Genomic DNA, 12,730 nt, shown 5'->3' on the forward strand with positions numbered 1-12,730 from the left:
TCTCGATGGTGCACGGGTTCGCATGGGAACCTCCGTGGGTGTGGGGTTGGGTTGATCGGGTGGAAAGGACGTCGGCCCTCGGCGCGGCACGGTCCGCCCGCCGGTGCGTGCATCGGGCCGGAATCGGAGGTCAGGAGCGCCGGACGGGGACGTTGACGTCGGCGACGTTGATGTGACCCCAGCCCCCGTCGGCCCGGTCGACCACCTCGATGTGGATCCGGTCGCCGATGTGGGCGGAGAGGTCGAAGACGACGCGGCGGTACTGCTCGGTGCTACGGCCGGTGGCCTTGGCCAGGACCTTGCCGTCGTCGGCGCGGACGGCGGCCGCGTAGAGCCGGTCGGGGTCGTTGCCGCCGGACACGAGCAGGTCGATCACACCGTCTCCGCCGAGGATCACGGTGGTGGAGCGCAGGACGCCGGTGGCGTCGTCTCCGCCTGCGGAGGGGTTGAAGCCCCACAGGTGGTGGCCTGCCGGGTCGTCTTCGGTCTCGGCCTGGTAGAAGGGGCCGCCCCAGCCCCAGTCGGTGCGGGTGGTGACGTTGGCGTCGCCGAAGGTCGTACCGGAGACGACAGTCCATCCGGTGAGGTCGCCGGTGGCGAAGTCGTGGTTGGGCAGCGCGTCGACGTCCGCCGGGCGCGGCGGGTCGTACGCGGCGGGCACGGCCGGCGTGTCGTAGGCGCCGTTCATGCGCCAGACGTCCAGGGACACGACACGGGCCGATCCGCCCTCGCTGGTCAGGCGCAGACCGGTGGCGTCCTCGCGGGTGGGATAGACGCGGCTGGTGATGCTGTGGGTGCCGTTGACGTACGCCTCCAGCATCGAGCGGTCGAGCAGGACCCTGAGCGTGAGGCGCCCGCCGTCGAGTGCGACGTTGCCTCCGTGGACGCCCTTGCGGACGTCCGGGTCGAGGCTGGAGCGACCGCGGTCGATCAGGAAGCGGTGCTCGGCCGTGTCGTAGGTCAGCAGGGTCTGTTCGGTGCCGTCGGCGCAGGCCCGTACCGCCAGGGTGATCGTGCGCGCGCCGCGCGGTTCGATGACGGCGCTGATGTCGAGCAGGTCGCCGGAGACTCCGGCGAGCCGCCGGTTCGCTTCCGCCACCGAGGTCTGCCGGATGCGGGCGAGTCGCTTGCCCCGCAGACCGGCGGCCTCGGCGATCGGTTCGACCCCGAGGGCGCCGTCCTGGCGCAGGGAGAGGGACACGGGCATGCCGGCGTTGTGGGCCCAGCCGGACTGGGCGTGCTGCTGCTCGGTGCGGCGGTCCTGGGTGATGCTGAAGACCACGGAGCGGCCGTCGGGGGTGACGAAGCCGGAGGGGCCGGTGAAGTGCTCGCCGAAGTCGAACTCGCGGGGCTTGTCGTGGTCGGGCACGAAGCGGTGCTCGCGCTTGTCGAAGGTGCCGATCCAGTAGTACGTGTGCTTGACGGCGTTCGGGTTGAACGCCTCCCACCACGGACAGATCAGCAGGATGTGCTTTCCGGTGCGCCGGCCGCGGGGGCCGGGAAGCGGGAGGAGCACCGGCAGCTCCCACACCTCACCGGGCTCGGGCACCTTGGCGAGGTCGTTCCAGTGCAGTGGACCCTGGTAGGTCCAGGGACCCTCGGGCCGGCGGGCCGTGTAGAGGAGAGCGGTTCCGCCATGCTTGCGGGTGACCTGAGCGCCGTCGTAGTCGACGATGCCGCTGCCGACGAGCTGGTACCAGACGCCGTCCTCCTCCCAGACGAACGGGTCGCGGAAGTTCTCCGCCCACGCGGTTCCCGGGCCGGCCGGCAGACCGGCCGGGGCTTCGGTGACCGGTTCGGAGCGCATCGTCCAGGTGGGCAGGTCGGTGTCACCGTCGGCCTGGTAGGTGGACAGGGCGAGGCCGGTGCGCTGGCGGTGGGGCAGGCGGTCGTCGCCGCCGGTGAAGAAGAGGACCGGTCCGCGGTCGCCGTCGGCGCAGGCGGAGCCCGACCAGATGCCGTCCGGGCCGGGCGAGTCCGCAGTCGGGGCGAGGGCGATGGGAAGGTCGCGCCAGTGCACCATGTCGGTGCTGACAGCGTGCCCCCAGTGGATCTGGCCCCAGTACGGTCCGAGCGGGTCGTGCTGGTAGAAGATGTGGTACTTGCCCTTGAAGTACACGGGCGCGTGCGGCTCGTTCATCCAGTGCCAGGGCGGCAGCATGTGGAACTGGGGGCGGTGCCGGTCGCCGTCGAAGCGGGTCCGGTGGGGGGTCAGGTCCGGGCGGGGCACGCGGTGACCGGGCAGGGCGGCGGTCCTCTCGGCGTGCTCGCGCTGCGCGGTCGCGTCGTCCAGGGCGCCCGGGCGGATGACGAGGCTGTCCATGAGGCCCATGTACATGTTGGCGTGGAACTCGCCGTTGAGCAGGGTCGGGTGGTTGTGCTTCCCGATGAGGAGGGGTTCGCCGGGCGCCGGTTCGGGGGCCTTGTCCGGGGTGGTGACGGTGCCGATCAGGCGGCCGTCGAGGTAGAGGCGCAGCTGGTGGGCGGCCGGGTCGTAGGTGGCCGCGACGTGGCTCCACCGGCCTTTGGCGGCCGGACGGTCCGGGGCGCCCTTGACCTCGATCAGGTCGGTGCCGAAGCCGAGCTGGAAGACGATCTGCCCGAAGCGGCGCAGGCCGAGCAGGAAGCCGATCCTGGCGCCCGGGTCGTGCTGGTTGACCAGGGCCTGGGGCTTGCCGTCGATGCCGTGCTCGTAGGCGTACGGGGCGATCCACACGTCGACGGTCACGCCGTCGGCGAGGTCGAGCTTGCCCGGCCCTTCGGCGGTGACGTAGGTGGAGCAGCCGTCGAAGTACAGGGCCCGGCCGCGTACGCCACGGCGGCGTACGGGGTCGCTGTCGGGCTTGTACCGGGCGTCGTTGAAGACGTACTCCACCGGGGCGGCCGATCCGGAGACCGCCTCGCGGGCGACCGTGCCGGACCGCTCGTCGAAATCCCAGCGGGCGGTGGGCTTCTGCGGGCCGGACCGACCGCCGGCGGCGGCGAAAGCGGGCGAGAACGAGAGGGGCACGACGGCGCCGCCGACGGCGGCGGACACGACCGCGAGCGCGGTTCTTCTCCTCATGCTGGCTCCTGGGATGGGTGACGGACGGCGACCTGACGGGATGCCAATTCGATTTAGGTGATGGATCGGCATGGTTCGCGCGCCGTCTCCGCTAAAGCAAGAGCTAACGCACACGGATCTCAACTTCGCGTTGCCCAACAGCGGATGAATCGCCATAGATCGCCACTGTTACGTAGGCGAGATGTCCGGGGTATTGACAGCGCATGACAGGTGGAGCACTCTCATCGCGTCCTGCTAATCCGATTTAGCCGAGCGGAGCTGATCCACTGATGTCCGAACGCCGCGTGACCATGGCCGACGTCGCCCGCGAGGCGGGCGTGTCGCCGACGACCGCGTCGTTCGCCCTGTCCGGCCGCACCGACATGCGCATCTCGGACGCCTCCCGGGAACGGGTTCTGGAAGCGGCCAGGCGACTGGGCTACCGTCCGAACGTCACCGCGCGCAGCCTCCGGACGAAGTCCACGCAGACCATCGGGCTCGTATCGGACCGGATCACCACCACGCCGTTCGCCGGCGACGTCATCCGCGGCGCCATGGAGGCCGCCCGCGAGCAGGACCACCTGCTGTTCATCACAGAGGCCGGCGGCGACCGCGCCGCCGAGTCGTCCCTGGTCCACGCCCTGCTGGACCGCCAGGTCGACGCCGTGATCTACGCATCCATGTTCACCCGCTACGTGACCCCGCCGAAGGAGTTGTTCGGCCGCCCGGTGGTGCTGCTGAACTGCCTGGCCCCGGGTTTCGACGCCCCCTCCGTCGTCCCGGACGAACTGGAGGCCGGCCGGGACGCGGCCCGCGCCCTGCTCGCGGCCGGCCACACCGGGGGCATCTGGGCGATCGGCGGCCACCAGGCCGTCCCGGCCACGCCGGAGGGGATCATCGCCGGCAACGAGCGCATGCGCGGCCTGGAGGAAGTACTGCGCGAGGGCGGCGCCCACCTGGACGGCGTCATCGAGTGCGACTGGGACACGCTGGACGGCTACCGGGAGGTGTCCGCCCTGCTGGCGGCTGGGACCCGTCCCCGGGCGCTGGTGTGCCTGGCCGACCGGGTGTCCTTCGGCGCCTACCAGGCGCTCGGTGAGGCGGGGCTTTCGGTGCCCGGCGACGTGTCGGTGATCTCCTTCGACGACCAGGACATCGCGTCCGTGCTGCGTCCGGCCCTCACCACATTGAAGCTGCCGCACTACCAGCTCGGACGCCTCGCCGTGGAGCTGATCCTCCGCGGCGGGCCGCTCGAAGCGGCCGTACACCGCGTGCCCATGCCACTGCGGGAGCGCGCCTCCCTCGGTGCCCCCGCCGGGGAGTGACACCGGCATCCGAAGACAGCCGTCCCGCCGCCGCTCCGATGATTCCGGCGCGGACGGCGGGACGGCCACCAAGAACGGCGACCGTCGCAACCGGTCGCCAAGGGCGGGTCCGGCAAGACCCGCCTCCGTGAGATGGAGGAACCTCGTGGTGTTCAGAAGAAGGCGCCTCGCGCTTGCGAGTGTAGCCGCCGCGGCGGCGACCGCGCTCGTCGCCGGGTGCGCGTCCGGCAGTGGCGGGAGCTCGTCCGGAGCCAGCGGCGACACGCTGACCCTGTGGACGCACAACGCCGGCAACTCGGCCGAACTCGATGTCGTCAAGAAGATCATCGAGGACTTCAACGGCTCCCAGGACAAGTACACGGTCGAGCTCCAGTCGTTCCCGCAGACCGACTACAACAACTCCGTCGTGGCCGCCGCCTCGGCCCGCAAGCTGCCCTGCCTGCTCGACGTGGACGGCCCCAACGTGGCGAACTGGGCCTGGGGCGGCTACCTGGCTCCCATCGACGTCTCCGGCAGCGAGGTGCCGGTGAAAGACCAGCTCGCCAGCACCGTCGGAACGTACAAGGACCAGCTGTACTCCTTCGGTTTCTACGACGTCTCCCTGGCCTTCTTCGCCCGCAAGTCCGTCCTGAACGAGCACGGCATCCGCATACCCACCATGGACAAGCCCTGGACCAAGGACGAGTTCGACGCCGCGCTGGCCAAGCTGAAGAAGAGCGGCAAGTTCGCTTACCCGCTGGAGATGGGTACCGGTGGCAGCGGCGAGTGGTGGCCGTACGCCTATTCCCCGCAGTTGCAGAGTTTCGGCGGCGACCTCATCGACCGCAACGGTTACAAGACCGCCTCCGGCAGTCTCGACGGCAAGGAGGCCGTCGAGTGGGGCAACTGGTTCCGCTCGCTGGTGACCAAGGGGTACATGGCGAAGAAGTCCGGAGCCGACCCCAACAAGGACTTCCTGGCCGGCAAGAGCGCTATCCAGTGGGACGGCAGCTGGAACGCGGCCAAGAACGCCGACAAGCTCGGCGACGACCTGGCGATCATCCCGCCGGTCGACTTCGGCGACGGGCCCAAGATCGGCGGCGCCTCCTGGCAGTGGGCGATGAGCTCCACCTGCTCCAACAAGGACGGCGCGCAGGAGTGGCTGAAGTTCTCCCGCCAGACCAAGTACTTCGTCGACTACGCCAAGGCCACCAGCACCATCCCCGCCACGGACGCCGCCGCGCGGCAGATCGCGGACTACCAGCCGGGCGGCAAGTTCGAGGTACTCGTCCAGTTCGCGCGCGAGTACGCCGCGGTGCGACCGGTCACCCCGGCCTACCCGTACATCTCCACCGAGTTCCAGAAGGCCGCCCAGGACATCCTGGCCGGCGCCGACCCCGAGGACGCTCTCGGCCAGGCCGCGAAGAACATCGACAACAACCTGAAGACGAACAACAACTACGCAGGCTGACCCGCCCCGGTCCGGTTCGGTCCCCGACCGCGCCGTCCGAACCGGACCGGCTCCCTGGAGATACCGTGACCACCAGAACCGCAGCCCCTCAGCGGCTGCGCCCGGTCCGGCGAACCCGAACGACCAACACCCGTCGCCGTGAGAGCCTCACCGCCCTCGGCATGGCCACCCCGGCCGTCGTGCTGCTGATCGTCTTTCTCGTCGTACCGGTCGCCCTCGCCTTCGCCCTGGCCTTCACCGACGCGAGGCTCATCTCGCCCACCCCGGCCCGCTTCGTGGGCCTGCGCAACTTCACCCGGCTTTTCGAAGACCCGGTCTTCTACAAGTCCCTGCGCAACACCGCGTACTTCGCCGCCGTCGTCGTCCCGCTCCAGGCCGGCCTCGCCCTGGTCCTGGCGCTGCTGGTCAACGCGAAGGTGCGAGGTGTCAACTTCTTCCGCACCGTCTACTTCCTGCCCGTCGTCACCTCGATGGTCGTGGTGTCCCTCCTGTGGACCTTCCTCTACCGGAAGGACGGCCTGGTCAACCACGTCATCTCGACACTCACCCTCGGCCACTTCCAGGGCCCGGACTGGCTGGGCGACCCGGCCACCGCGATGCCCGCCATCATCCTGATGTCGGTGTGGCAGGGCGTCGGCTTCCACATGATCATCTGGTTGGCCGGCCTGCAGACCATCCCCGCCGAGCTGTACGAAGCCGCCGAGATCGACGGCGCCACACCCTGGCACCGCTTCTGCCATGTCACCTGGCCGGGGCTGCGCGCCACGCGCACCTTCGTGCTCGTGACCATCACGATCGCGGCGTTCAGCCTCTTCACCCAGATCAGGGTCATGACGCAGGGCGGTCCGCTCGACTCCACCACCACCGTCGTCTACCAGGCCGTACGCACCGGCTACGACCAGCAGCAGACCGCCTACGCGGCAGCCATCTCGCTGGTCTTCTTCGTACTCGTCCTGACCGTGTCGCTCGTCCAGCGCTTCCTGACCCGGGAGAAGGACTGACATGACCTCCCTCCTCAAGCGGTTCGGCGGTCACGCCGGCCGCATCGTGCTGGCCCTGGTCTTCGCGCTGCCGCTCCTCTTCATGCTGGTCTCGTCGTTCAAATCGGACGACCAGATCTTCGGCGACCTGGGCTCACTGCGCGCCTTCCTGCCGGTCGGCGCCCTGTCGCTGGACAACTACACCGGCATGTTCGAACGGGTCCCGGCGGCACAGTTCCTGCTGAACTCCGTGCTGATCTCGTCGGTCACCGTGGTGCTCGGCATCGTCGTCAACAGCCTGGCCGCCTTCGCGCTCGCGCGGATGCGGTGGTCGGGCCGCAAACTCGTCCTGACGACGGTCATCGCCACCCTTATCGTGCCGTTCGAGACCTTCGCGCTGCCGCTGGTGTGGTGGGTCAACCAGCTGCCGCTGCTCCGCGTGAACGGCTTCCACCTGGAGTGGACCACCGGCTGGATGGACACCTACCAGGTGCAGATCCTGCCGTTCGTCGCCAACGCCTTCTCGATCTTCTTCTTCCACCAGTTCTTCCAGAGCATCCCCAAGGAACTCGACGAGGCAGCGATCATGGACGGCGCCGGCTGGTTCACCATCTACCGGCGCATCGTGATGCCGCTGTCCGGCCCGGCGGTCGCCACCGTCGCCATCCTCACCTTCCTGCCCGCCTGGAACTCCTACCTGTGGCCGCTGATGGTCGTGCAGAGCGAAGAGCTGCGACCGGTGATGGTCGGCATCTCCTACTTCTTCCAGCTGAACGTGGGCTGGGGCCAGATCATGGCCTACTCCTCCATGATCACCGTGCCGATCCTCGCCCTGTTCGTGGCGTTCCAGCGGTCGTTCGTCAACAGCATCGCCTCCACCGGCGTCAAGGGCTGACCCCCGCACCGCACTTGCGATCCCGCCTCGTCCTCATGACTTCCGTGCGCTTCGCACGCCCTGAGAAAGGCCCCGTGTGTCCACGTCGCCTGCCGACCCCCACCTGCCCACCGTCCATCTGCGACCGCCCCGCAACTGGATCAACGACCCCAACGGCCTGGTCTTCCACGACGGCCACTACCACGTCTTCTTCCAGTACAACCCGCACGGCCCCCAGCACGCGAACATGCACTGGGGCCACTACCGCAGCCCCGACCTGATCACCTGGGAACCCCTCCCCGTCGCAATCACCCCCACCCCGGGCGGCTACGACGCCGACGGCTGCTACTCGGGCAACGCCGTCTCCGACGGCAACCGCATGGTGGCCTTCTACTCCGCCCACCGCGACGACCGCTGGTGGCAGCCGGTCACCACCGCCGAGTCGCACGACAACGGCCGCACCTGGACCAAACGTCCTAACCTGCTCATCCCCGAACCGCCCGCCGGCACCACCATGTACCGGGACCCCTACGTCTGGCGGCAGGACGAGCGCTGGCGGATGCTGGTCGGCTCCGCCCTCGACGACGGCCGCGCCGCGGCTCTGCTGTACGAGTCCGACGACCTGGAACACTGGACCTACCGCGGCCCCTTCCACGCCAGCGACGCCGCGACCGGCACGGACCCGGTCGGCTGGGAATGCCCCCAGTACGCCACGTTCGGCGACCAAGGTGTTCTGATCCTCAGCGACTGGACCCCTCAGGGCGGACCCAGCCACACCAGCGTCATCACCGGCCGGGAGAGAGACGGACGCTTCACGGCGGCCACGGCCCTCGTGCCGCTGGACCACGGACCCGACTTCTACGCCCCCGCCCTGCTGAAGGCCCCAGGAGAAGACCGCTGGCTGATGTGGGGCTGGGCCTGGGAAGCCCGGGACGACGCCTGGGCGCACGAAGCGGGCTGGGCAGGCGTCCTCACGCTTCCCCGAGAGGTCAGCCTCACCGCCGACGGCACGGTCGCCCAGCGCCCCGCCGGCGAACTGCTGGCCCTGCGCGGCCCGCGCGTCCTGCACGGAACCGGACACGTCATCCGGACCGAGCCCGCCGAACTCGGCCAGGTCAGCCACACCTTCGACCTCACCGCCACCCTCGTCCCGGACACCACCGGTACCAGTGGGCTGCGCCTGATCACGTCGACCGACGGCTCCGAGTACCTCGACATCAGCCTCGACCCCACGGCAGGCCGCCTCGCCGTCGACCGCACCCACGCCTCACTGGACACGCGGGCACGGGGCGGGGCCTACACCGCACCGTGCCCGGCCGCGGCACGCCCCGGCGTCCCCGTCGAACTCCGTGTGATCGTGGACCGCTCGATAGCCGAGGTCTACCTGGCCGACGAGCAGGTCCTCACCCTGAGGTTCTACCCGTCCACCGAGGGACCGTGGCGGCTGCAGGCCCGTACGACAGGGTCAGGGCGCAGCGAGTTCGCCGTCGCGGCCTGGGACCTGAACCCGCAGGACATCCGGCAGGAAGCCCAGCCGGCGCCTCGGACAGCACAGCGTGCTTGACGCCCTGGGCCGCACGCGGCCCGAAGGCTGACCCACCCGCACACTGACAGGCCCCCGTGGCCTCGCACCGTGTGCGGCAGACATGGCCATCGCAGCACCCCACGCCCTCACGGGCCCGCGGGCTGCGTTCCGTGGCGCGGGGCTACGGCCCCGCGCCCTACCTGAGAGGCAGACAGTCACCATGGCCCGACCCGGGTCCCCCGGCAGCGTCGACGTCCTCGGCGAGTGCGTCGCCGACATCTTCGAGGACCGCGACCGGTCCGATCCCGACGGTCTGGCCCTACGGGCGCTGGCCGGTGGCGGCCCGGCCAACACCGCCGTCGCCCTCGCCCGGCTCGGCACCCCCACCCGCTTCCTCGGACGCTTCTCCAACGACGCCTTCGGCACTCTCTTCCGCGCCCGCCTCAACGCCTCCGGCGTCGACCTGACCAGCAGCGTGACCACCTCCGAGCCCAGCACGCTCGCCGTCGCCGACCTCGACGCGACCGGCCAAGCCACCTATGGCTTCTATGCCGACGGCGCCGCCGACTGGCAGTGGACCGACAGCGAACTCGCCGCGACGCGGAACGACGACGCGGTCTGCCTGCACACCGGTTCTCTCGCGCTGATCCGCCGGCCCGGCGGCAGCCGAATCGAGGAACACCTCGCTCAGGTGCGCGAGCGCACCACCGTATCCATCGACCCCAACGTCCGCCCCCTGCTCGTACCGCCCTCCGCCTACCGCGAACGGCTGGCCCACTGGTGCGCCGTCGCCGACATTCTCCGCCTCAGCGAAGACGACTGCACCTTCCTGGCGCCCGGTGCCGGCCTCGAAGAAGCCTGCGACACCTGGCACACCGCAGGAGCCCGCCTCGTCGTCATCACCCTCGGCGGACGCGGCGCCCTCGCGTCCCTCGACGGTGCGCGCGTCACCGTCCCAGCCCCTCCTGCGGTGGTCATCGACACCGTCGGTGCCGGCGACTCCTTCACCGCGGGCCTGCTGCACCGCCTTGCCGATGCCGGACACCTGGGCGGCCGACTCAACGAGCTGACCCTCGAAGACGTCGCTGATGCCTGCTCGTTCGCCGCTCAAGTCGCCACCCTGACGGTTTCGGTCCCCGGTGCGAATCCACCCTGGGCGGACGATCTCGCCACTGCGATTCGACGCTGACCGGAACGTTGGCACCATTCGCCGGCAACGCAGCTGACCGTGACCCGGCCCGGTCCGAAATGTTTTCCCGCTCACCGGGGGGCGATGGTGCGGCCCACCCGGTAGGGCACAGAAGGTCACCCTTCCAGCGGCCTGCTCCAATCGACTGAGCCTGACGACTCCGGTCCAGGACCTCAGCGTCTGGTCGTCGGAAGCAATGACGCCCACCCCGGGTGTCCACACCTTCGCGACGGCGCGTTCCTCCCGCATCGTCACCGCACAGCGTGCCCTCACGCTCGGCTGACCACCGTCGGCCCCCTGGGTCGCGGGCGGCTCGTGTGACCGCTGCACGGTCGAGTGAACGTCAGACGAGCCGCCGTCGGCCGACCCGGCCCTGACACCCCACGCCACTTCTCCACCACCCCCCACGAAGGCGTCGAGCCGGCTGGTGCACTCTCCACGCCCTCGATCACACCCTTCTGGTGAGCCGTGCCGTACCTAGGACGCCGATCTCCCGGCATCGGCGCAGGGAAGCCTCGAAGTCCGTGAGGCTGCTGCCGACGCCTCCGCACGATCCCGCACATGGAAGTGGTTGGTGTGCGGTGTGCCGGGCTGTCCCGGCGGCGTCTGGTTTGAGGTGTCAGGTGCGTCCGGTGCGGCGGGCGTAGGCGCGGGCGGCGCGGGCGCGGTCGCCGCAGCGGGTGGAGCACCAGTGGCGGCGGCCGTGGCGCAGCAGGTAGCGGTTGCAGGGCGTGGAGGCGCAGGCGGTGAGACGTTCGGCTTCGGGCCCGGTGAGGAGGTCGGCGGCGTCGGCGGCCAGGGCCGCCAGGGCGTGGTCGACGAGTTCCGAGGTGGGATTGGACATCGCGCGGTAGGGGCCGCCCTTGTCGTCCCAGGCCAGCAGCGGGGCGGTCGGTACGCGGGTCAGGGCGTCGTTGATCGCGTCGACGGCGGCGGGCAGGGCGGGAAGCCCCGCGACACGGGACCCGAACAGTGCCCGGACCTGCTCGCGCAGGGAGCGTAGCTGCGCGGCGCACATGTCGAGCATGCCCGCGTCGACCGGGGTGAGGCCCTGCTGCGTCAGCCACTGGTCGGCCCCGGCGGGCGTGCCGAGCTGGTCGACGAAGTGTCCGCCCGGCAGCGCGACGGCGCTGTTGACCAGGGCGAGCGAGGGGTGCTGCTCCGCCCCCGGGGCCGGCGGCAGCCCGGACTCGGTGATGACGCTCTCTTCCACACCCTCATGGTACGGCCTGCCCACAAGCGTGACTCACGGTTGAGCTTGTCATTATCCGTGATATCTGCTTATGGTCTCATCACGGTTCAATCAGTTCTATCCGTGAGGACCTTTGGTGTCTACTTCTCCTTCGACCCCGCAGCTCCCCGTCCGCGTCTTCGGCGGGCCCACGGCCCTGTTCGAGTACGGCGGCCTGCGCTTTCTGACCGACCCCACCTTCGACGCCCCCCGCACCTACCCCGCCCCTCCCGGCGCCCCGGCCCTGACCAAGACCGCCCCCTCCACCGGCACCCCCGCCGACCTCGGCCCCGTCGATGTCGTCCTGCTCTCCCACGACGAGCACGACGACAACCTCGACAACGCCGGCCGCGCCCTGCTCGCCGACGTCCCGCTCACCCTCACCACCACCGGCGGCGGTGAACGCCTCGGCCGGAAGGCCACCGGTCTTGCCGACTGGGAGTCCGTCGTGCTGGACCGCCCCGGCGGCGGCACGCTCACGGTGACCGCCGTCCCCGCCATCCACGGCCCCGGCACCCGCGAAGAAGTCGAACCGATCGCCGGACAGGTCATCGGCTTCGTCCTCACCGGCGAGGATCTGCCCACCGTTTACGTCAGCGGCGACAACGCCTCCCTCGACGCCGTCAGGGAGATCGCCGAACGCTTCGCCCCCATCGACACCGCGATCCTCTTCGCCGGTGCTCCCCGGTTCGCCGAGATCTTCGACGGCGCACTGATCGTCCTGGACAGCGCCCAGGCCGCCGAGGCCACCGAGATCCTCGGTGCCCGACGCGTGGTGCCCGTCCACTTCGACAGTTGGTCGCACTTCACCGAGGGCCGCGACGCGCTCGAGGCGGCCTTCACCGCCGCAGGTCTGGCCGACCGCCTGCAGCTGAGCTGAGCGCGACCAACCCTCTCCCCGTCCTGTGGGGGTGCCCGGCGAGCCGGGCACCCCCACAGGCCACAAACGCCCTATCCCGCCCTCTCGTGCAGGCGCGCGTGAACGGGACACCCCTGCTTCCCCGCCCACGTCCTCGCCGTCGGCCGCCTCTCCCAGGCTCGTGGCCGACGCCCCGGGCCGGCCACCGGCTACCTCGTCGGCGCACTCGGCGCCGCCGCCGGCCCCCTGGCCAC

Annotated in this window: 9 protein-coding genes; 7 read left to right on the top strand and 2 right to left on the bottom strand. The window is 70.2% G+C overall.

Annotated features, from left to right (window positions below; genetic code table 11):
* Positions 1-130: 130 nt before the first annotated feature.
* Positions 131-3,064 carry a GH32 C-terminal domain-containing protein gene (locus ACLIN4_RS28615; RefSeq protein ID WP_411576379.1) on the bottom strand — a complete coding sequence of 978 codons (2,934 nt, stop codon included), beginning with the start codon at positions 3,062-3,064 and terminating at the stop codon, positions 131-133.
* Positions 3,065-3,333: 269 nt separating this feature from the next.
* On the opposite strand from ACLIN4_RS28615, the gene ACLIN4_RS28620 reads away from it, so the two are divergent.
* From ACLIN4_RS28620 to ACLIN4_RS28645, 6 genes are all read left to right on the top strand, one after another.
* Positions 3,334-4,368: a LacI family DNA-binding transcriptional regulator gene (locus ACLIN4_RS28620; RefSeq protein ID WP_193777900.1), complete on the top strand. Its 1,035-nt coding sequence runs from the start codon at positions 3,334-3,336 to the stop codon at positions 4,366-4,368.
* A 148-nt stretch (positions 4,369-4,516) separates the two neighbouring features.
* Positions 4,517-5,818: an ABC transporter substrate-binding protein gene (locus tag ACLIN4_RS28625; protein ID WP_290012188.1), complete on the top strand. Its 1,302-nt coding sequence runs from the start codon at positions 4,517-4,519 to the stop codon at positions 5,816-5,818.
* Positions 5,819-5,883: 65 nt separating this feature from the next.
* Entirely contained in the window at positions 5,884-6,819 is a 936-nt protein-coding gene (locus ACLIN4_RS28630; RefSeq protein ID WP_382020652.1) for a carbohydrate ABC transporter permease, read from the top strand.
* 1 nt (position 6,820) lies between these two features.
* On the top strand, positions 6,821-7,693 hold the full coding sequence (locus ACLIN4_RS28635) for a carbohydrate ABC transporter permease (RefSeq protein ID WP_107477708.1): 873 nt from the start codon (positions 6,821-6,823) through the stop codon (positions 7,691-7,693).
* Between the two features lie 76 nt (positions 7,694-7,769).
* On the top strand, positions 7,770-9,236 hold the full coding sequence (locus ACLIN4_RS28640) for a glycoside hydrolase family 32 protein (protein ID WP_411576380.1): 1,467 nt from the start codon (positions 7,770-7,772) through the stop codon (positions 9,234-9,236).
* Positions 9,237-9,417: 181 nt separating this feature from the next.
* Positions 9,418-10,386: a carbohydrate kinase family protein gene (locus tag ACLIN4_RS28645; protein ID WP_307651884.1), complete on the top strand. Its 969-nt coding sequence runs from the start codon at positions 9,418-9,420 to the stop codon at positions 10,384-10,386.
* A 619-nt stretch (positions 10,387-11,005) separates the two neighbouring features.
* Here ACLIN4_RS28645 and ACLIN4_RS28650 read toward each other — a convergent pair.
* Positions 11,006-11,599, bottom strand: a complete 594-nt coding sequence (locus ACLIN4_RS28650; RefSeq protein WP_289907324.1) for a CGNR zinc finger domain-containing protein — start codon at positions 11,597-11,599, stop codon at positions 11,006-11,008.
* A gap of 115 nt (positions 11,600-11,714) precedes the next feature.
* Here ACLIN4_RS28650 and ACLIN4_RS28655 point away from each other — a divergent pair, with 115 nt between their 5' ends.
* The gene (locus ACLIN4_RS28655) at positions 11,715-12,497 is read left to right on the top strand and encodes an MBL fold metallo-hydrolase (RefSeq protein ID WP_373428986.1); all 783 of its coding nucleotides are present in this window, start codon (positions 11,715-11,717) and stop codon (positions 12,495-12,497) included.
* Positions 12,498-12,730: the final 233 nt, after the last annotated feature.

The organism is Streptomyces mutabilis, assembly GCF_046628145.1.
GTDB lineage: Bacteria > Actinomycetota > Actinomycetes > Streptomycetales > Streptomycetaceae > Streptomyces > Streptomyces mutabilis.

Coding starts and splice junctions, on each gene's coding strand:
- ACLIN4_RS28645 (WP_307651884.1), top strand. CDS start 9,418: ATGGCCCGACCCGGGTCCCCCGGCAGCGTCGACGTCCTCGGCGAGTGC.
- ACLIN4_RS28635 (WP_107477708.1), top strand. CDS start 6,821: ATGACCTCCCTCCTCAAGCGGTTCGGCGGTCACGCCGGCCGCATCGTG.
- ACLIN4_RS28615 (WP_411576379.1), bottom strand. CDS start 3,064: ATGAGGAGAAGAACCGCGCTCGCGGTCGTGTCCGCCGCCGTCGGCGGC.
- ACLIN4_RS28620 (WP_193777900.1), top strand. CDS start 3,334: ATGTCCGAACGCCGCGTGACCATGGCCGACGTCGCCCGCGAGGCGGGC.